This window comes from Variovorax sp. OV329 (assembly GCF_900114785.1).
In the GTDB taxonomy this organism is placed as follows: domain Bacteria; phylum Pseudomonadota; class Gammaproteobacteria; order Burkholderiales; family Burkholderiaceae_C; genus Variovorax.
The window spans coordinates 28,419-47,860 of record NZ_FOUG01000018.1; the positions used below are offsets into that span (position 1 = coordinate 28,419).

The following is a 19,442-nucleotide window of genomic DNA, read 5'->3' on the forward strand; positions in this document are numbered from 1 at the left end:
TGGCAACGGCGCAGGCCCTGGGCCTGGGAAGCTCAAGTCGTGGATGGCAACTTCGTCTCGCTCCGCCCTCGCCCCGGCAGTCGCGGCACCGAGGCCGAACGCCTCACCAGGCCATCTGCAGCGTGTGTGCCCTTGGCGCAGGCGTGGCGGGGCTTCTGGCGCGCTGCTCGGTCGTCGAATCGGTGAAGTCACCCAGCACATCGTCGCGCAGCGCGATGAAGCGCGGATCGCTGCGGTTGCGCGGATGAGGCAGGTCGACGTCCAGGATGCGGCGAATGCGGCCCGGATGTGGCTGCATCACCACCACCTGGTCCCCCAGGAAGACCGCCTCCTCCACGTCGTGGGTCACCAGCAGCATCGTGATGCGCTCTGCCTGCCAGATACGCTGCATTTCGTTCTGCAGGCGCGAACGGGTCAGCGCGTCCAGCGCGCCGAAGGGCTCGTCCAGCAGCAGCACGCGCGGCCGGTTGACCAGCCCGCGCGCGATGGCCACGCGCTGGGCCATGCCGCCCGAGATCTGGTGCGGCCACGATTGCTCGAAGCCCTGCAGGCCCACCAGCTCCACGTGCTCGGCCACCCGCCGGCGCTTGTCCGCCGTCGACAGCGGCGCGTTGCGCAGGCCCACGGCAATGTTCTGCTCGACCGTGAGCCAGGGGAACAACCGGTGGTCCTGGAAGACGATGCCGCGCTCGGGCCCGGTGCCCGAGATCGGGTTGCCGCCCAGGAGGATCCTGCCCTCGTACTGCGCGTCGAGGCCGAGCACCAGGCGCAGCAGCGTGGACTTGCCGCAGCCGCTGGCGCCCACGATGCTCACGAAGCGGCCCTCGGGCACGTGCAGGTCGATGCCCTGCAGCACCTGCAGCTCGCCCCCCCTGGCCTGGGTGCTGGCGTAGCGCTTGCCCAGCCCGCTGATCAGGAGGTCGTTCTGCGTGGAAATGACGGACGTGCTCAAGTGCTTCTCCCCAACCAACGCGCCAGCCGGCGCTCCAGGATGCGGGCCGAAGCGTTCATGCTCCAGCCCACCAGGCCGATGACCACCATGCCGAAGAGCACCAGGTCCATGCGGAAATGCTCGCTGCCTTCGATCAGCGTGTTGCCGATGCCGCGTCCCGACACCAGCAGGTACTCCGCACCGATCGTCGCCAGCCACGAATAGATCAGCGCCAGGTACACGCCGGTGAAGATCGCCGGCAGCGCCGCGGGCAGCACCACCTGCCAGATCGTCTGCCAGCGCGTGAAGCCGTAGACCCGCGCCACTTCCAGCAGCGCCGGCGGGGCCGTGCGGATGCCGTCGCAGGTGTTGACCACCACCGGCACCAGCGCCGCCAGCGACAGGAACACCACCTTGGCCACGTCGCCCAGCCCGAACCAGACGGAGATCAGCGGGATCCACGCAAACAGCGAGATCTGCTTGAAGGTGTTGAAGCTCGGCCCGACGAGGCGGTTGAACAGCGGCGACAAGCCGAGGAACGCGCCCAGCAGCAGGCCGCCCGCGGTGCCGATCAGGAAGCCCGTGGCCTCGCGCGCCAGGCTCGCGCCCAGGGCCCGCCACAGGCGGCCGGTGGAAACCTGTTCCCAGGCGGTGGCCAGCACCTTGGCGGGCGACACCAGCAGGGCGGAATTCACCAGTTCCAGGTGCGCCACCAGCCACCACAGCGCGATTGCGGCCAAGGGCAGCACCAGGCCCCGCCAGCGCCTCGCCGCCTCGGCGCGCAGCGGCTCCAGCGTCGCGAGTTCCGCGCGCTCGGTCGATGCGGCGCTCATCGGGCGGCCCCCACGCGGCGCTCGGCCCAGTCCAGCACGCGGTCGATGGCGTAGCCGATGGCACCCACCACGATCACCGCCGCCATCACCTGGTCCAGCTGGAAGAGTTGCCGGCCGTAGACGATGAGGTAGCCCAGGCCCTCGCTGGACGCGACGAGCTCCACCACGACCAGCGAGAGCCAGGCCTTGGTGAAGCCCAGCCGCAGGCCGGTGAAGAGCGTCGGCACGGCATGCGGCAGCACGATCTCCAGCACCTGCTGGCGCGGCGTGTAGCCGTAGGCGTCGCCGACCTCGCGCAGCGCGGTCGGCGTCTGGCGGAAACCCTGCAGCGTGTTGAGCGCCACGGGCACCAGCGCCGCCTTGGCGATCAGGATGTACTTCAACGGCTCGCCGATGCCCACCAGCAGCAGCACGAAAGGCAGCCAGCCCAGCACCGGAATCTGCACCAGCGCATTGAAGCTGGGCAGCAGGTAGGCCTCCACCGTGCGCGACAGTCCCATGGCCGAGCCCAGCAGCAGGCCCAGCAGCGCACCGGCCGCAAAACCCACCAGCACCCGCTGCAGGCTGGCCGAGACGTGCAGCCACAGATCGCCGCTGCTGGCCAGGTCGCGCAGCGTGTCCAGCACGAACTGCGGCGGCGGCAGCACCTGCGGCGAAATCCAGCCCGCCGCGGCGCCGGCGATCCACAGCGTCAGCAGCGCCGCGGGAAGCAGCCAGGGCAGCAATGCGCCGCCGATGCGCCGCAGCCGCGCGCCGACGGCCGTGGCCCCGGCACGGCCACCCGCGGCGGAGGCCACCGACAACTCGCCATCGGCTTTCAGCGTGGCGGTGGCGGCAGAAGCGGAATCAACGTGCATTGGTCGCGACCGAGGCGCCGCCGCCCAGCGGCTTGCCCTTGGCGTCGTAGGCCCGCCAGTTGCCTTCCAGCCCCTGCTTCTTGAGCGAGGCGCGCAGGTACTTGGGCTCGATCCAGTCGTCCACCGTCACGCTGCGCCGGATCAGCTTGAGCTTGAGCGCATCGGCGGCCACGGCCTTGTAGCGGCCCACCACGAAGTCGTCCAGCAGCGGCGAGTTGCGGTCGGCCAGGCTCTGGTTCTCGAACTCGGCCTCCCAGGACTTGACCGGCGTGCCGCTCTTTGCCCAGGTCTCGAACAGCGCCGCGCGGTTCTTCTCGTCGGAGGACCATTGCGCCGCGCGCACGAAGACGTCGACCACGCGCTGCACTTCGGCCGGGTTCGCCTTCTCGAAATCACCGCGCACCAGCAGCCCCGCCTGCCGGGTATAGGACGGGTCCTGCCCCTGCGTGGAGTACACGACCCGCGCCAGGCCCTGGTCGCGCACCTTGAACCATTCGTAGCCGCCGAAGGCCGCATCCACGCCGTTGGACACCAGCGCGGCCTGGGCACTGCCGGTGTCCAGGTTGACGCCCTTGATGTCGCGCTCGGCCAGCCCGTTGGCGGCCAGCACGTTCACCGCCACCAGGTGGCCGTTGGTGCCGCGGAAGATCGAGACCTTGCGGTCCTTCAGGTCCTTGATGGTCCTGATGTCCGATTGCGGCGGCACCACCACGTAGAGGTTGTTGCGCGTGCCGCTGGCCAGCAGCAGCTTCGTGTCCAGGCCGTTGGAGCGGCCCACCAGCGAGGGCAGGTCGCCCTGGTAGGCGAAGTCGATCTGCTTGTTCGACAGGGCCTCGTTCACCGCCGGGCCGGCGCCCTTGAAGAAGAGCCACTCCACGCGCGTGCCGGAGTTCTTGAATTCCTCCTCCAGCCATTGTTGATTGCGCGCCACGCCACCGGGCGAGCCGCCCCAGGTGACGGGGTCGCCGCCACCGGCGGTGGCCACGCCGATGCGGATGACCTCGGGTGCGGCGTGGGCCGGGAGGGCCGCCAGCAGCCAGGCGCAGGCGAGTGCGCCGGTCCAGCGCGCGAAGGTACGAAGGGAGATCGCTTGCATGTTCGTGCTCCTGTCTTCAGGCGGCCTTCTTCGGCTGCTGCGGCTTCAGCTTCTCGCCGACCTGCGTGCCCTCGAAGAAATTCGCGTTGGCCTCGGTGTAGAAGCGCAGCGGGTTCTCGAACACGAAGGCGCGGAAGTCCTGCGCGGAGATCACGCCCTGCTCGACCAGGTCCCAGGTCTCGGCCAGCGGCTCGGTGAATTCGGGCACGTCCCAGTGCCCCACGTCGGAGGACCAGATCGCGTTCACCTTCACGTTGCCCGGATTCACGCGCGAATTGAAGGCCGCCGCCACGGTGCGGTCATCGGCCTCGGAGCCGAAGAAGAAGGGGTCGATCCAGCGGGCCCGGATGTCCTCCACCTTCTCGATGCCCGCCAGCGCGAAGTCGTCGATCTCGTCGGCACGCGGCTCGCGGCTGTGGGGCAGGGCGGAGATGCCCAGGCTGTCGCGCACCAGGCTGGCCTTGTCCACCTTGCGGCCCTGCAGCAGCGCGCCGCCGTGCTGCTCGAAGAGCGCGGCCAGCAGTTCGACGTCGACCTCGGCCGGGTCGTAGTTGCGCACCGCCTCGCGGTTGCGCTTTTCCCAGCGGTCGACCAAGTGGGTGTAGACGTGAGAGCCCCAGTCCGCGCCGCCTTCGAGCAGGCCCACACGAAGACCCGGAAAGCGCCGCGTGACACCACCGAAGAACAGCGCCTTGGCAAAGGCTTGCGAGCCGTCGGCGAAGTGGCCCACGTGGTTGAACATGTAGTTGCTGATAGAGTGCCGCCCGGTCCAGCCCTGGCTGCCGTAGTGCGTGGTGACGGGCACGCCCAGCTCCACCACCTTGGCCCAGAAGGGGTCGTAGTCGTGCGGGCTGTCGATGCCGTAGAAGTCGATGTAGCCCACGTGCCTGGCGACATCCGGATGCTGTTCCTTCGGGTACTTCTCGGCAATGGCCGGAATGGGCCGGCGCACGCCGCCCGGGATGTTGATGACCTTCAGGCCGAGCGTCTTCACCGCGAACTCCAGTTCCTCGATGGCTTCCTGCGGCGTGTGCATCGGGATGCCAGCCACCGGCGTGAGCCGGTCGGCATAGGCGCGGTACTGGTCGGCGTGGAAATGGTTCAGCGCACGGTGCAGCGGCTGGCGGAACTCGGTGCCCGCGGCGGCCGGCGACAGCACGTCGTTGGGAAACAGCACCGAGTAGTCCGAGCCCTGCTCGGCCAGGCGCTCGTACAGCAGCGCGGGGATGGTGTAGGTGGCCAGGTCGTAAGTGTTGCGCGTCACGCGAGGCCACCAGGGCGCGCGCAAGGTGCGGTGGTGCTGGCGTTCGGCCGGCGTCTGCTGGTACCAGTCCTTGCCGCCGCCGTCACGCGTGACGAAGCGCCCGCCCAGCGCCTTGCGCAGCGCATCCACCAGGCTGGGGCCGCCGTACTGGGCGATGTAGTCCTCGAGCACCGGCGTGTAGTCGTTGACATGCACGTCGGTGTCGATCACCGGATGGTCCAGCCGCGACTTGAGCGCGGCGGAGCGAGAGGCTTTGAGGGGGCTGATGCGAGTGTTCACAGGGGGGCTCCAAAGGTCTGCGCGTGAAGGAGATGAGGGCCCACCTTAGGGACCGGCCCGCGCGCTGGCAAAGAAGGCTTTCGCATTTGATTGAGCGGCCAGCGGATATGCCGCAGGCATGCGGCCCGGCGGCCTCTTCAGGCCTTGCCGATGCGGTAGGCCAGGGGCGGCGCGGTGCCGTTGACCGCGAAGGCACCCACCTGCCGCTCGCGGTACACCCGCGGGTTGTGCGATGAAATGGTTCGCGCGTTGCGCCAGTAGCGGTCGAGCCCGTGGGTGCGCAGCGTTGCCGAGGCGCCGAGTGCATCGAAGAGTTCAGTGCTGGCCTTCAGGATGAGTTCGGTCACGACCGACACCGCCTGGTCCACCTCGACCTGCGCGGCCCGTGTCGCAGCGCTCCGTTCTTCCTCGCCCGCGTTCCGGTCGCGTTGCGCGTCGTCGGCGCGCTGCAGGGCCGCGGCCGCATGCAGCGTGACCGCCCCCGCGGCATAGGCTGCGCCGCGCACGCGGCCCACCACCTGCAGGATCTGCGGGTCGTCGGCCACGCGCGCCGAGTTGCCGTGGCTGTAGCTGCGGTCGCGCTCGCGCACCCGCGTTGCGAGGTCGTCGGCCAGCGCGCGGCCGATGCCGGCCAGCGAGGCGATGTGCACCATCTGGTGGAAGGGCGCCGCGTAGGCGAAGCGATAGCCGGTGGGATTGATCCAAGTCGGATCTATGGCGACGTCGATGAAGTGCGCGGTACCGCTGGCCGTGAGGGCCTGGCCGAAACCGTCCCAGTCGTCGACGACCGAAACGCCCGAAGCGCTGCGCGGCACCGTGATGTATACGGGCTCGCCGGCCTCGTTGTTGGCCGTGGTGTTGATCCAGTCGGCATAAAGGGAGCCGGTGGTGTAGAACTTGCGGCCCGACAGGCGCAGCCCGGCACTGGTCAAGCGCAGCGTGGTCGCGAAAGTCCCGACCTTGGCATCGCCCGTTTCCGAGACTCCCGATCCGATCAGGTCGCCGTTGGCCAGGCGATCCAGCCAGCGCCGGCGCCAGGACACGTCGGTGGCATGGAGCACGTTCTCCCCGAAGCCCAGGTGTGCCCGCAAGGCATTGACCACGTTGGTGTCCGCGGCGCCCAGCTCGATGAGCAGGGAGAACAGCTCGGGAATGGTGGCGTTGAAGCCTCCGAACTCGGCCGGCAGGCGCAGCGAGGTGAAGCCGGTCTCGCGCAGCCAGCGGATCTCTTCGTGCGGCAGCTTGTGCTCCAGGTCGCGCTCCACCGCGCCGGCGCGGATGCGCTCGATGGTCGGGCGGAACTTCCGTGCCAGCTCCTCGTAGCGCGCGCTGGGCAGCGCGCCCCACGGATGGTCCAGTGCGTCGGTGGGACTGTCGCTCGCGCTCATGCCGTCACCGCTTCCTCGTGCTGCGCCGCCAGCGGGCCGCTCGGATGGACCGGCTTGCGCAGTCCCAGGTGTTCACGCAGCGTGCGCCCCTGGTAGTCGCTGCGGAACAGGCCGCGGCGGCGCAGCTCGGGCAGCACCAGCTCGATGAAGTCGTCCAGGCCACCGGGAAACCAGGGCGCCATGATGTTGAAGCCGTCGGCCGCGCCTTCCTCGAACCATTGCTGAAGCTGGTCGGCGATCTGCACGGGCGTGCCCACCACCTGCTGGTGGCCGCGGGCCCCGGCGATGCGCAGGTACAGCTGGCGGATGCTCAGGCCCTCGCGGCGCGCCAGGTCCACCAGCAGCTGCTGGCGGCTCTTGGGGCCGTTGGTCTCGGGCAGCGCGGGCAAGGGCCCGTCGATCGGATGGGCGGACAAATCGATGTCGCCGATCACCGTGGACAGCAGCTGCAGGCCCACCACCGGGTCGACCAGCGACTGCAGTTGCTCGAACTTCTCCTGTGCCTCGGCCTCGGTGCGGCCAACCACCGGGAAGATGCCCGGCATGATCTTCACTTCGTCTCGCCCGCGGCCGTGGCGGGCCAGGCGGCCCTTGATGTCGGCATAGAAGGCCTGGGCTTCCTCGAAGGTCTGGTGTGCCACGAAGATCACCTCGGCCGTGCGCGCCGCCAGTTCCTTGCCCGCTTCGGAAGCGCCCGCCTGCACCACCACCGGCCGGCCCTGCGGCGAGCGGTTGACGTTGAGCGGCCCCTGCACCTGGAAGTGCGTGCCCTTGTGGCCCAGCACATGCAGCTTGCCGGTGTCCACGTAGATGCCGCCCGCCTTGTCGCGCACGAAGCTGTCTTCCTGCCAGCTGTCCCACAGGCCCGTGACCACGTCGTGGAACTCGGAGGCTCGCTCGTAGCGCAGCGCGTGCTCGAAGTGCGCTTCGCGGTTGAAGTTGCGCGCTTCCGCCCCGCCGCTGGAGGTGACCAGGTTCCAGCCGGCGCGGCCGCCGCTGATCTGGTCGAGCGAGGCGAACTTGCGCGCGACGTTGAAGGGCTCGTTGAAGGAGGTCGAGACGGTGGCGATGAGGCCGATGCGCTCGGTCACTGCCGCCAGCGCCGCCAGCAGCGTCAGTGGTTCGAAGTGGTCGGCGCGCGCGGTGCGGGCGAGCGAGGGCAGGTGGGTGCTGCGCACGCCCACCGAGTCGGCCAGGAAGATGGCGTCGAACTTCGCGGCCTCGGCCTTGCGGGCCAGCTCGACGTAGTGCCTGAAGTTGCTGCCGGCGTCGGCTTGTGCATCGGGATGGCGCCAGCCGGCGATGTGATGGCCGGTCTGCATCAGGAAGGCGCCCAGGCTGAACTGGCGGGATGAGGTGCTCATGTGTCGTGTGGCTCGCAAAAAAAGGCAGCCGCCACGAAGGAGGCGGCTGCGGTTGCAGTGCAAAGAAGGAGGGACGTCTTCAGTAGGGGCGGCTGCCCGACAGGCTGATGCGCTTGAGACGCCGGCGCAGCGCCGGGTCGAAGGCGGTGCGGCTGTGCAGGGTGGCCTGGTTGTCCCAGTAGACGATGTCGCCCACCTGCCAGCGGTGCGTGTAGGCGAAGCATGGCTGCAGCAGGTGCTCGCGCAGCCGGGCGATCAGCGCCGCGCCGCGTGCCGCGTCGTATCCGACGATCTCCACCTCGGTTGCCTCGCCCAGGTAGAGCAGTCGCTTGCCGCTTTGCGGATGGGTGCGCACCAGCGGATGCGCGACCCAGGGCGTGAGCGGCTCGATGTCGGGCGTGCGGTAGCGCGGCACGCTGGTCGCGCCCGGCAGCGGATGGCGCTTGCGCAGGAAGGGGTTGTAGGTGATGAGCTGCAGGCCGTCGATCTGGCGGCGCGTGGCGTCGTCCAGCGCCTCGTAGGCGCTGACCAGGTTGTGCCAGGTGGTGTCGCCGCCGGCGGCCGGGATCTCCAGCGCGTAGAGCAGCGAGCCCGAGGAGGGCTGCGGCGTCCAGTGGTGGTCGGCGTGGGCCGTCAGCTCGGCGTTGCCCAGGAGACCGTCCTCGACATTGGCGACCAGCACGATGTCCGGCGCCGTGCCATAGGGGTCCGAGCCCAGCACGGGCGCATCGCGCGGCGGGGCGAAGACGGTGCCGAAGTAGCTGCTGAACTGCAGGAAGGCGTCGTCGTCGGGCTGCTGGCCGCGGAAGACCAGGAGGTGGTGGTCGCGCAGCGCGTTCTTCAGGGCATGCACCTGCGCGCCCGTCGGGGTGCTGCGGATGTCGAAGCCGTCGACCACGGCGCCGAGCGCCGCGTTCTGCGCGGCGATGCGGAATTTACAGGCGGGGTAGGCGGCGGGCGGGGAGGCTTGGAGCGGACGCTCCGCTACGGTGGTGCTCATGGCTTGCGCGACAACGGTGGGGAAGCTGTGCATCGTAGGAATCGCGCGCCCTTTGCCGAAGGAAGGAAATCGCCTGAGGACATGCGGACAGCGCATATGCGCCCGGCCGCCAGGCTCGCCGCCTCGAACTTCGCGGGGCGAGGGAACAGCCTGAAGCGCACCGTCGGGTCGGCGGCAAGGCGCTCGCTCACGCCGCGCTCCCAGGCGAGGTAGTCCGCCCATGCACGGTCGCGCCGGGCGGCAGGCACGCGCATGACGGAACCCCAGTCGTCGTCGAAGGGCGTGAGCAGCCGCCGGGGTTCCCAGGCCTGCTCCACCGGCAGGCCAGCGGCCTGCCATCCGACAGTCCCGCCCCGCAGCCAGCCCGCATCGCTGCCTGGCCATCGCTCGCGCGTGTCTCTCGCGGCAAGCCGTGCGGCGCGACCGTCCGGCGAGCTGAACACGATGCGCTTACCGGCTTCGCGGAATGGGTGCAACGGCTCCAGCGTCCAGGGCAACAGGAAATGCGCGCCCGGCAGGTGGGCGCGCTCGAAATCGAAGCTCGGCCCCACGTCCACGATCACGATGGAGGCGCTCGCCGATGCGAGCAAGGCCTTCAGTTGGGCCGCGGACAGGCCGGCGGGCACGGCTTCGTCCGATGGCTGCGGTGCGGTCTCGTCCTCATCCTGGCCAGCCTCGGGCCATCGGCCTTCGAAGATGAAGACCTCGAACTGGTCGAGCTGCCGAAGCCAGAAGGCCGTGACCGCTGCGCGCAGGCCATGCGGCTCGTCGAAGAGCACGATGCGGGCATGGCGGGTGCCCACGAGGTTCTCGAAATGCATCAGCAGCTGTCCGCCTGCCACCGCGCGTGCGCCGTGGGCGGGCTCGAACGCATCGCCCGCTCCCGGACGCAGGTCGAACTGGTAGAGGGACCGGCCGGACTCGGCGCGCAACTGCAGCAGTGCGTCTGCATCCAGGCGCGGGAGTGCGAAGCGATCGACCAAGCTGTCCGCCCGGCGCCGCAGCTCCTCCTCGCTCGCCTGCGGCAGTTCGACCGCGGGCCGAGCGTTCTGGACGACCGGCGCGCCGTCGAGCGCCCATTGCATCACGCCGTCCTCGAGGAAGTGGGCATCGGGGTGACCCAGCAGCCCGAGCGTGGTGGTGCCGATGATGCCGCGCGTGCGGCTGAAGCAGTTGAGCACCCACGGCGCCTCCGTGGCGCCGGCCGGCCATTCGCGCAGGGCCAGCTCGGTCCCCGCATGGTTGCCTGCACCCTGCACGGACAGGTAGGCGTATTCGCCGGCAGGTCGCACATCGACCAGGGTCGCCGGCCGGCCGCAGGCCTGGGCCGCGCGCACTGCCGCGCCTGGCAGCGTGGGCGTGGCGTAATGCCTGCGGACGCGGTCACCGAAGGCCTTCACGAGGGTGCCGTAGCCGTCGATCAGGGGCAGGCCGGCCGCTCGCCAGCCGGCCGTGCCGCCGGCAAGCATGCGGACGTCCAGGTAGCCCAGGCGTCCCAGCAGGGCGGCGGCGCGCAATGCAGGACCTGGCGCATCACCGCCATCGACCAGGACGACCGGCGTGCCCAGGCGAGGCACCAGCGCGCGTACTTCGAGCTCCAGCGTGGACAGGGGCGCCATGCGCGACAGGCCCAGGTGTCCGGCCACGTAGGCACGCGCCTCACGGACGTCGAGCAGCGCCACCTCCTCCTTGCCCAGGAGCAATGCCAGGAGGTCCGGGGGCGTGATGGATGGGGATGCGGGGGCGTGGGCCATGGCCGGGTGTCGTCGCTTTGGCTGACTCTACGGCCTCGCAGGCCGGCGGCTGAGACGAATCCCGCATGTGCACATGCGCAATGGTCGCAAGCGGATGCGCGGCGCAGCCTGAAGATGGGCCGGCCCTCCGGACCGCTGCCTCAACGCCCACCGCACCCTGTCCCCGCCATGAAATCCCGACTCGCGTTTCTCTGCCTGCGCTACGAGGCGCCGACCATCGCCCTGGCGCTCCTGCTCTATGCCGCCTGGGCAGCCCTGGTGTACTGGCATGCGGCGCTGCCCGCCGCGCTCCTGTTCGCACTGGGCGGGTGCCTCGGGCAACTGCATTCGTCGCTGCAGCACGAGGCCATCCATGCGATGCGGCATGTGCCCAGGCCCTTGCGCTGGGCGCTGGTCTGGCCGCCGCTCATGCTGTGGCTTCCCTTCCGGCTCTACCACGACAGCCACAACGCGCACCACGTCAACTTCCACCTCACGCATCCGCAGAAGGACACCGAGAGTGCCTACCACTCGGCTTCTGCATGGCAGTCCTACGGGTTCCTTCGGCGCACGGTGCTCGCGGCCAACCAGACGCTGGCCTTCCGCCTCGTCGCGGGTCCCTGGCTCTACCTCGGCAAGCTGCTGCGCGCCGAGCTCGGCCGCGCGGCAGCGGGCGACTTCGCGCATGCCCGCATCTGGGTGGGCCATGCGCTGGGCACCGCGCCGATCCTCTTCTACATCACGGCCGTCTCGGGCATGCCGCTGCTCGACTACCTGCTGTACTTCATCTACCCCAGCATGATGCTCGGCGCCCTGCGCTCCTTCACCGAGCATCGCTGGGACGACTCGCCGCACGAGCGCGTGGCCATCGTGGAGTCGAACGCCCTGTTCGGGCTGCTGTACCTGTACAACAACCTGCACCATGTGCACCACCGCTGCCCGACGATGCCCTGGTACCTGCTGCCCGGGCACTTCCGGCGCAACCGGGCGGCTGTCCTGGAGGCCAACGGCCACTTCTACTACCGCGGCTATGCGCAGATCCTGCAGCGCTACCTGCTTCGCCCGGTGTTCCGGCCTGTGCACCCGCAGTGGTGAGCGCACGATGTCCCCGCGCGCGAAGCCAGTGTCGTCATATGCATCTGAGATAACGGTAGTTCTCCATTCGCCGAAGTCTTCACAGAATGGAGCCTTCAACGATCCAACGATTGCAATGCCGACGCCACCTGACAGCAACGACCTTCGGGACACCGCCACCGCCGTGATCGCGCGAACGGCCGCCGCCTGGAACATCGCGCCCGAGTCCTCGCGCGCCGCGGCGCGCCGTGCGCCGCGCGGCTACGTGCCGGTTCGAATCCGGCGCCGCCTGCGCGCTGCCAGCGCGAGCGCCCCCTGTCCGCGCGAACTGCGCTCCCTGCTGTCCTGGCCGGCCGGTCCCAAGCCGGCCGCCTGAGCGCCATCGGCTGGCGGTCGCGCGAGGTCCACGTTTTCGCGCCGCACCAGGAGGCCGCCGCGGCGAGCCTTTCGCAAGGCGGTGTGCCATCATCGATCGATGGCCCTCGAAGCAGCATCGATCCCACTGGACACACCGGCGCCGGAAGCCCGGCGCACGCTCACGGCGGCAGGGCTCAATCACGCGCTGCACGACGGCTACACCGACCTCATCTACATCCTGCTGCCGGTATGGCAATCGGAGTTCGGCCTGGGCTACGCCGCGCTGGCGCTGCTGCGCACGCTCTACAGCGGCGTGATGGCACTGCTGCAGATCCCTGCCACCCGGCTGGCACAGCGCTTCGGTACGCGCGCCATCCTGCTGCTCGGCACGCTGCTCAGTGCCTGCGGCTATGCGCTGGCGGGTGCCTCGGGCGGGCTGCTGGGCCTGTGCGCGGCGCTCGCCGTCGGCGGAGCGGGCAGCAGCACCCAGCACCCGCTGTGCTCGGCGATGGTCTCGCGTGCCTACGGACGCGCGGCGCGCGGGCCGCTGGGCACCTACAACTTCGCCGGCGACCTGGGCAAGGCCAGCCTGCCGCTGCTTGCCGGCTTCCTGCTCACCGTCGTGGACTGGCGCGCGACGCTCTGGATGGTGGCAGGCCTGGGCCTGCTCGTGGCCGCGGCACTGGGCCTTCTGCTGCCGCGCGCTCCATCCATCGCGGGTGCAACTCCCGGCAATGAACCGCAGAAGCCGCGACCGGCTCGCAGCACCGGCACCAGCGCCAATGCGGCGAACGCTGGCACGGGCGGCTTCTGGCTGCTCGTGGCCATCGGCATGCTCGACAACGCGGCGCGGCCGGCCTTCCTGCTCTACCTGCCGTTCCTGCTCAAGGCCAAGGGAGCGGCGCTGACGACCGTGGGCCTGGCCTTGTCGCTGGTCTTCATCGGCGGCGCGCTGGGCAAGGCGGCTTTCGGCTGGCTCGGGGCGCGGCTGGGCGTGACCCGCACCGTGCTGATGACGGAGGTGGCCACGGCGCTGGGCATCGTCGGCGTGGTGCTGCTGCCGCTGGCCCCTGCGCTCGTCCTGCTGCCACCGCTGGGCATGATGCTCAACGGCACCTCCTCGGTGCTGTACGGCACGGTTCCGGAACTGGCGCCCGACGGCCGTGTGGAGCGGGCTTTCGGCATCTTCTACACCTGCACCCTCGGAGGCAGCGCCCTGGCGATGCCGCTCCTCTTCGGCCCGCTCGGCGACATGTTCGGGCCCGCCTGGGCCGCGATGGGATCCGCCGTCACTGCGCTGGCCGTGGTCCCGGTGATGCTGGCCCTGGCGCCACGCCTGGCCGGCACCGGGCGATCGGCCTAGACCCGGCCACCCGAGGGAGGGTCGCGAGGCGGCAGGTAGCGGTTTTCCGGCCGCGGCAGTCCCAGGTTCTCGCGCAGCGTGCGGTGCCTCAGGAGTGGCAGACCAGGCCGTCCTTGAGCAGGCCGACCTCGAACTGCACGTTGCCGACGCGCGCGCTGCGGGCCCGGTCCTGCTCGCCGCTGCGCTGCCACTCGCGCAACGCGGCGCCGACCCACTCGCGCGAACGCTCGTCCCCCGCGGCGAGCCGCACCACGGCGTCGCCCTCGGGTGCCAGGCCGCGGGCGATGGCGCGGTAGAAGCGCCATTCGTCGTTGCGCAGCAGCCGTTCCAGCACGTCGGCATGGTCGGCCAGCGCCTGGCACTCGCCGGCCATGAAGGCCGAGGCGGCGTGCACGGAAGACGGGTAGGCCCTGGGCGCCGCTTCGTAGCGGCGGACCAGGGTGCGCGCGAGGCCGGAGCCCTGGACCACGCATACCGGCTGGCCGGCGAGATCGTCCGTGCCGCGCACCCGGCCCGAACGCAGGCCGACCAGCATGCCGGGCGTGCTGTCGTAGTCGCCGTCCGCCAGCGCGGTGCCCTGGCCCGCAGGCGCATCGAGGGTGCCGGCGACGACCAGGTCCACGATGCCCTCGTGCAGCGCCGCGTCCTGCGAAGCCGAAGCCAGTCCCACCAGCTGCAGCCGCAGCCCGAGGCGGTCGGCCAGGCCCTGGGCCACGGCGACGTCGTAGCTGTCGGGTTCGGCCGGGGTCGGCGCACCCGGCGGTGCAGGCCGCGCATAGCTGCGCACGCCCACCACCAGCAGGCCGCGCTGCATGGCGCGCTCCAGCAGCGGGCCCACCGGCAGGCTGGCGGCGGGCGGTGCGGGCAGCACCCGGCGCGCGAGGGCGGAGGCGGCCGGCACCTGGGTGGCTGCCAGCGCGCACAGGAGCAGCAGCGCCAGCGCGCCGGCCAGCGCGATGCCGCGCCGGGGCAGGGCGATCCTAGTCATCAAGGCTCAATCCCCGGCGCCAGCGCAGCAGCCGGCGCTCCAGCAGCGCGAGCAGGTAGTTCAGCAGCAGCCCCAGCACCGCCAGCAGGAAGATGCCGGCGTACATGGTGGGGATCTGGAAAGTCTCCTGCGAGTTGAGCGTGAGGAAGCCCAGCCCCGAATGCGCCCCGATCATCTCCGCCGCCACCAGCGCGGTGATGCAGTAGGCCCCCGCCAGCCGCACGCCGGTGAAGATGGAGGGCAGCGCCGCCGGCAGCACCACCTTGAAGAAGATGAAGGCGCGCGACGCGCCCATCGACAGGGCGGAGTTGATGAGCAGGCGGTCCACCTGCTTCACGCCGCTGATGGTGCTGAGCAGCACCGGCCAGAAGGAGGCCCAGAAGATGATCGCCACCTTCGACAGCTCGCCGATGCCCAGGAACAAAATGAACACCGGGAACAGCGCGAAGGCCGAGGTCTGGCGGAACAGCTGCAGCACCGGGTCGAGCAGCCGCTCCAGCGGCCGCACCGCGCCCATGACCAGGCCCAGCAGCACGCCTGCCGAGATGGCCAGCAGCAGGCCCCACAGCGAGCGCTGCAGGCTGGCCGCGATGTGCTTCCATAGCTGGCCCTTCTCGACGAGATCCCAGATGCTGGACAGCACCGCGGAAGGCGGGCTCAGGTAGGCGTCGCTCACGATGCCGGTGCGCGGCAGCAGCTCCCACAGCAGCAGGAAAAGCACCAGCCCCAGTCCGCCCTGCGCCAGCGCGAAGGCCGGCCGCAGCCTGGCAACGATGGTCAGGCGCTCGCCGTCCGCGGAGGGCAGGGTGCCGAGCGCGCCGGCGCCCCCTTGCAGGTTCGCGCTCATTGCGTGGCCTCCGCGACCGCATGCTCCTTGCGCTCGGCCGGGTTGGCCGTGGCGCCCAGCGGCGCAACGCCGAACTGCACCTCGTCCCTGAGCACCTCCCAGGCGCGCTGGCGCAGCTGGGCGAATTCGGCGGTGTTGCGCAGCTCCGCCGAGCGCGGGCGCGCCAGCGGGATGTCGATGACCTGCTTGATGCGCCCGGGCCGCTGCGTCATCACCGCCACGCGGTCCGAGAGGTAGATCGCCTCGTCCAGGCTGTGGGTGATGAACACGATGGTCTTGCGGTGGTGCTCCCACAGGCGCAGCAGCTCGCTTTGCAGGATCTCGCGCGTCTGCGCATCGAGCGCGGCGAAGGGCTCGTCCATGAGCAGGAGGTCGGGCTTGTAGGCCAGCGAGCGCGCGAGGGCCACGCGCTGCTTCATGCCGCCGGAAAGTTCATGCGGATAGCGGTCGGCGAAGCCGTGCAGGCCCACCAGCTCCAGGTACTCGTGCGCGGTGCGTCGGCGCTGCGCCTTATCGATGCCGCGGATCTCGAGGCCCACCGCGATGTTGTCCAGCACCGTGCGCCACGGAAAGAGCGCATAGCCCTGGAACACCACGCCCTGCTGCCGGTTGATGCCAGCCAGGGGCTTGCCGTCCACGGTGATGCTGCCGCCGTTGTGCGGCGTGAGTCCGGCCAGGATGCCCAGGAAGGTGGACTTGCCGCAGCCCGAGGGGCCGAGGATGGAGAGGAACTCGCCCTCGCGCACGTCGAGGTCGAAATGGTCGAGCACGCGGATGCGCCCGCCGGGCCCGCGCGCGGCATAGTCCATGTGCACGCCGCGCGCCGAGATCTTGGTCGTCATTCGGTCAGGCCTTCGGTGCGTTCAGGACTTCGCCGTGGCCGGGGCCTGCGCGTAGGGGTTGAACTCGTTGGTGTAGACCTGCCTGACTTCCACCTTGCCCGCGGCCAGCTTGCCCTCGGACTGCAGGATGTCGATGTAGTACTGGATCGGCGGCTCGGTGACCACCAGGTCGTCGACGTAGGCGTAGCGGTCCACGTTCTCCAGCGCCATGTTGATGCGCTTGGACACCAGCTTGCGCGCCTCCTCCGGGTTGGCGTTGACCCAGTTGGCCGCCTTGGCCAGGGCCACCACCACGTCGCGCGTGGCCTCGGGATGCTCGCGGATGAAGCGGCCGTGGCCGCTGTAGGGCGCCATGCCGCCCAGGCCGCCGTCCAGGTCGAAGTCGCTCCACAGGCGCACCAATTGCTGGGCGTTGTCGGCGCGGCCGGAGAAGGGCGCGTGGATGATGGCCAGGTCGGTGTTTCCGGTGACCAGCGTCTGCTCGGCCTGCTCGTCGGGCACCACCAGGAAGTTGATCTTGGTCACGTCCACGCCTTTCTCGCGCAGGAACTTCTTGGTGACGAACTCGGCGCAGGCACCGAAGCTGTTGAAGCCCACGGTCTTGCCTTCCAGGTCCTTGGGTGAGCGGATGCCCGAGTCCTTGCGCACGAAGTACTTCATGTGCGGCGCTTCCTGCAGCGTCTTGCCGCCGGCGGCCACCACCTTGAGGTCGGCGCCCGACGCGATGGCCGAGATCACCAGCGGCACCATGCGCGAGCCGAAGTCGATCTCGCCGGTGCCCACCAGCGGGATGATCTGCGGCGCGGCGATCTTGCCCACGTACTGCGGGCGCGTGCTGCTGCCTTCGAAGTAGCCCAGCTGGTCGGCCAGGTAGATCAGGTCGAAGGAGGGGTTGTCCGGGTACTTGAACGCGACCTTCTCGCCCGCGCTCTTCACCACCGCGGGGCCGCCCGTGCCGGCCGCGGCCGCCTTGTCCTCGCGCGAGCAGCCGCCCAGTGCCAGGGCCAGGGTGCCTGCGCTCCCGGCCAGGCCGATGGAGGCCAGGGTGCGCAGTGCGCTGCGGCGGGACGGGGAGGAGCGGAGGAGTTCGTTGTTCATGGCTTTTGTCGGGCGTGATGCCGGCTGCTGGGGAGTGGCGCATCGTAGGAAGCGCCTTCCCATCGCCCAACGAAGAAAAGCAAGCATGCATATGCGCAGCTGCGCGCCGCATATCGATACGCGCAATTCGTTCTTTGGATGCGCTCGCGCCCGGACTAAGGTCGCGCCTTTGAGAACTGCCCCTGCCTGATCTCCTGACCTTCACGATCTCCATGCCAAAGACACTCAAGATCGTCGCCGTCTCCGGCGGCCTGCAACGCCCCTCGCGCACGCTCGCCCTGGTCGAGCAGCTGCTCGAAGGCCTGAGCGACGCGCTGCCCGCGCAAACGCGCCTGATCGAGCTCGGGGAAATCGTGCCCCGCTTCGGCAACGTGCTGCACCGCGCGAAGCTGCCGGCGGACATCGAGCAGCTGCTGCGGGACATCGAGGCAGCCGACCTGTTGGTGGTGGCCAGCCCCATCTTCCGAGGCACCTACACGGGCCTGTTCAAGCACTTGTTCGACTTCGTGCACCAGGACGCACTGATCGACGTGCCGGTGCTGCTGGCCGCCACCGGCGGCAGCGACCGCCATGCGCTGGCCATCGATCACCAGTTGCGTCCGCTCTTCGCCTTCTTCCAGGCGCAGACGCTGCCGATCGGCGTGTATGGCACCGACAAGGAGTTCGACAACTACCGCGTCAGCAGCGATGGCCTCCAGGCGCGCATCGCACTGGCGGTGGAACGTGCGCTGCCCCTGCTGCGTCAGCGGCTGAACGCCAAGGCGACTGCGCCTGCGCTGTCGCTGGCGGCCTGAGCGCTCCGGACTTTCGGGGCCGCCGGCCGGACCGGCTCAGACGACCTTGTAGGCCCGGATCACCACCGCGGCGCGCTGCGGCCGCAGGCTGTTGAGCGTGCCGACGTAGACGAAGTCGTTGAGCCAGCCGTATCGCCCCTCGGGCGCCGTCAGCTCGATGTTCGAGAACACATAGGCCGGCGCATCCTTGGGCCGGCGCGACAGCACACGGTTGCGCACCGAGATGACGACGCCGTCCTCGGTCTGCAGTTCGTAGACCGCGTCCAGCGCCACCGAGCCGTCGCGGCGCACCAGTTGCCGGTCGGCGCCGCCGGGCATGACGGTGCCGCGCAGGCCCGGCCCCTCGAAGGTGCCGCCGGTGATGGGGACCATGCGCCGATCGCCCAGCGGGGACATGCCCAGCTGCAGGGTGGGCGCGAGGTCCACGATGGCCTCGTAGACGAACTCCGTTCCGGGCAGGTTCATGGGCACCGTGCCGGTCGTAGGCGTCGTGGGCAGGGCGGGCGGCGGCACATCCGCGGCCCTTGCCGCCTGTGCGCCAGCAACGGCCGCGGCGCCCGCGAGCAGGAGGCCGCGGCGGGAGGTGCGCCCGACGGGTGCGGGTGCTTCGAGGGTGTCCGTCATCGTTTGTCTCCGTGTTGTTCGATGCACTGATTATGGTTATGAGAAATAACCAATTCAAGCTCGGAAGTGCGCCCATTCGTAAGCGGGCCTGCGCAGCAGGGCGTCCTCCAAAGTTGATTTGGTTGTTTCGAATTCACCTTTTATTCGTTTGATCTTCGCGGTCCGGCCCCTAGATTCGAGCCATCGTTTATTCATCGCCACACAACGAAGGAGCCATTGCCGATGTCGACGGATACCGCTGAACTCGTGCTGCCGCCAGCACTGGAAGCCGCCCGGGCCGAGGCGCGCGAACAGGGCCTCGCCTACGCCGGCGGCGTGTCGCCGCAGGCCGCCTGGGAACTGGTGCGCCAGGGCCATGCCGTGCTGGTGGACGTGCGCTCGGCCGAGGAACGCAAGTTCGTGGGCCATGTGCCCGAGAGCCTGCACGTGCCCTGGGCCACCGGCACCGCGCTCACCCGCAACCCGCGCTTCGTGCGCGAGCTGGAGGCGCGCCTGGCCAAGGACGGCGGCAAGGAGGCGGTGGCGCTGCTGCTGTGCCGCTCGGGCAAGCGCTCGGTGCTTGCGGCCGAGGCGGCGACCGCGGCCGGCTTCACGCAGGCCTACAACGTGCTCGAAGGCTTCGAGGGTGAGATCGACGCGCATGGCCAGCGCGGCCACGGCGACGGCTGGCGCTTCCAGGGCTTGCCCTGGGTACAGGACTGAGCCGCTCG

At 69.8% G+C, this 19,442-nt stretch carries 19 protein-coding genes; 5 read left to right on the top strand and 14 right to left on the bottom strand.

The features are described from left to right. Positions 1 to 103: 103 nt before the first annotated feature. The 9 genes from BM345_RS23780 to BM345_RS23820 form a co-directional block, all read right to left on the bottom strand. A complete protein-coding gene (locus tag BM345_RS23780; protein ID WP_093384596.1) occupies positions 104 to 952 on the bottom strand; it encodes an ABC transporter ATP-binding protein in 849 nt (282 codons plus the stop codon). Further along, positions 949 to 1,764 carry an ABC transporter permease gene (locus BM345_RS23785; protein WP_093384599.1) on the bottom strand — a complete coding sequence of 272 codons (816 nt, stop codon included), beginning with the start codon at positions 1,762 to 1,764 and terminating at the stop codon, positions 949 to 951. Before BM345_RS23785 ends, BM345_RS23780 begins: the two co-directional genes overlap by 4 nt. Further along, a complete protein-coding gene (locus BM345_RS23790; RefSeq protein WP_093384602.1) occupies positions 1,761 to 2,621 on the bottom strand; it encodes an ABC transporter permease in 861 nt (286 codons plus the stop codon). Before BM345_RS23790 ends, BM345_RS23785 begins: the two co-directional genes overlap by 4 nt. Next, the gene (locus BM345_RS23795; protein ID WP_093384605.1) at positions 2,611 to 3,717 is read right to left on the bottom strand and encodes an ABC transporter substrate-binding protein; all 1,107 of its coding nucleotides are present in this window, start codon (positions 3,715 to 3,717) and stop codon (positions 2,611 to 2,613) included. Before BM345_RS23795 ends, BM345_RS23790 begins: the two co-directional genes overlap by 11 nt. A 16-nt stretch (positions 3,718 to 3,733) precedes the next feature. Then, a complete protein-coding gene (locus BM345_RS23800; protein ID WP_093384608.1) occupies positions 3,734 to 5,260 on the bottom strand; it encodes an amidohydrolase family protein in 1,527 nt (508 codons plus the stop codon). Between the two features lie 137 nt (positions 5,261 to 5,397). After that, a complete protein-coding gene (locus tag BM345_RS23805) occupies positions 5,398 to 6,648 on the bottom strand; it encodes an acyl-CoA dehydrogenase family protein (RefSeq protein ID WP_093384610.1) in 1,251 nt (416 codons plus the stop codon). Beyond that, a complete protein-coding gene (locus BM345_RS23810; RefSeq protein WP_093384613.1) occupies positions 6,645 to 8,012 on the bottom strand; it encodes an LLM class flavin-dependent oxidoreductase in 1,368 nt (455 codons plus the stop codon). Before BM345_RS23810 ends, BM345_RS23805 begins: the two co-directional genes overlap by 4 nt. A gap of 79 nt (positions 8,013 to 8,091) precedes the next feature. After that, positions 8,092 to 9,012, bottom strand: a complete 921-nt coding sequence (locus BM345_RS23815) for a TauD/TfdA dioxygenase family protein (RefSeq protein WP_093384616.1) — start codon at positions 9,010 to 9,012, stop codon at positions 8,092 to 8,094. Then, positions 9,009 to 10,766, bottom strand: a complete 1,758-nt coding sequence (locus BM345_RS23820; RefSeq protein WP_093384619.1) for a rhodanese-like domain-containing protein — start codon at positions 10,764 to 10,766, stop codon at positions 9,009 to 9,011. The genes BM345_RS23815 and BM345_RS23820 overlap by 4 nt, the downstream gene beginning before the upstream one ends. Positions 10,767 to 10,934: 168 nt before the next feature. On the opposite strand from BM345_RS23820, the gene BM345_RS23825 reads away from it, so the two are divergent. The 3 genes from BM345_RS23825 to BM345_RS23835 all read left to right on the top strand — a co-directional run bounded on the left by BM345_RS23825 (position 10,935) and on the right by BM345_RS23835 (position 13,539). Further along, the gene (locus tag BM345_RS23825; RefSeq protein WP_093384621.1) at positions 10,935 to 11,840 is read left to right on the top strand and encodes a fatty acid desaturase; all 906 of its coding nucleotides are present in this window, start codon (positions 10,935 to 10,937) and stop codon (positions 11,838 to 11,840) included. 115 nt (positions 11,841 to 11,955) lie between these two features. Then, the gene (locus BM345_RS23830; protein WP_093384624.1) at positions 11,956 to 12,195 is read left to right on the top strand and encodes a hypothetical protein; all 240 of its coding nucleotides are present in this window, start codon (positions 11,956 to 11,958) and stop codon (positions 12,193 to 12,195) included. A 99-nt stretch (positions 12,196 to 12,294) separates the two neighbouring features. After that, the gene (locus BM345_RS23835) at positions 12,295 to 13,539 is read left to right on the top strand and encodes an MFS transporter (RefSeq protein WP_093384627.1); all 1,245 of its coding nucleotides are present in this window, start codon (positions 12,295 to 12,297) and stop codon (positions 13,537 to 13,539) included. A gap of 88 nt (positions 13,540 to 13,627) precedes the next feature. On the opposite strand, the gene BM345_RS23840 is transcribed toward BM345_RS23835, so the two are convergent. Genes BM345_RS23840 through BM345_RS23855 form a run of 4 tightly spaced genes read right to left on the bottom strand, consistent with a single transcriptional unit; the run spans position 13,628 to position 17,314 of the window. Further along, the gene (locus tag BM345_RS23840) at positions 13,628 to 14,527 is read right to left on the bottom strand and encodes a type 2 periplasmic-binding domain-containing protein (protein ID WP_093384629.1); all 900 of its coding nucleotides are present in this window, start codon (positions 14,525 to 14,527) and stop codon (positions 13,628 to 13,630) included. Next, positions 14,520 to 15,374 (bottom strand): ABC transporter permease, encoded by an 855-nt coding sequence (locus tag BM345_RS23845; RefSeq protein WP_093384632.1) that lies wholly within the window; start codon positions 15,372 to 15,374, stop codon positions 14,520 to 14,522. The genes BM345_RS23840 and BM345_RS23845 overlap by 8 nt, the downstream gene beginning before the upstream one ends. Then, the gene (locus BM345_RS23850) at positions 15,371 to 16,216 is read right to left on the bottom strand and encodes an ABC transporter ATP-binding protein (protein WP_093384635.1); all 846 of its coding nucleotides are present in this window, start codon (positions 16,214 to 16,216) and stop codon (positions 15,371 to 15,373) included. The genes BM345_RS23845 and BM345_RS23850 overlap by 4 nt, the downstream gene beginning before the upstream one ends. A 21-nt stretch (positions 16,217 to 16,237) precedes the next feature. After that, complete coding sequence (locus BM345_RS23855; RefSeq protein ID WP_093384637.1) at positions 16,238 to 17,314, bottom strand: ABC transporter substrate-binding protein; 1,077 nt, start codon at positions 17,312 to 17,314, stop codon at positions 16,238 to 16,240. 212 nt (positions 17,315 to 17,526) lie between these two features. Here BM345_RS23855 and msuE point away from each other — a divergent pair, with 212 nt between their 5' ends. Beyond that, complete coding sequence (gene msuE / locus BM345_RS23860; protein WP_093384640.1) at positions 17,527 to 18,108, top strand: FMN reductase; 582 nt, start codon at positions 17,527 to 17,529, stop codon at positions 18,106 to 18,108. A 36-nt stretch (positions 18,109 to 18,144) separates the two neighbouring features. Here msuE and BM345_RS23865 read toward each other — a convergent pair whose 3' ends face one another. Further along, the gene (locus tag BM345_RS23865) at positions 18,145 to 18,732 is read right to left on the bottom strand and encodes a DUF3237 domain-containing protein (protein ID WP_093384642.1); all 588 of its coding nucleotides are present in this window, start codon (positions 18,730 to 18,732) and stop codon (positions 18,145 to 18,147) included. Between the two features lie 222 nt (positions 18,733 to 18,954). On the opposite strand from BM345_RS23865, the gene BM345_RS23870 reads away from it, so the two are divergent. After that, complete coding sequence (locus tag BM345_RS23870; protein WP_093384645.1) at positions 18,955 to 19,434, top strand: rhodanese-like domain-containing protein; 480 nt, start codon at positions 18,955 to 18,957, stop codon at positions 19,432 to 19,434. Positions 19,435 to 19,442: the final 8 nt, after the last annotated feature.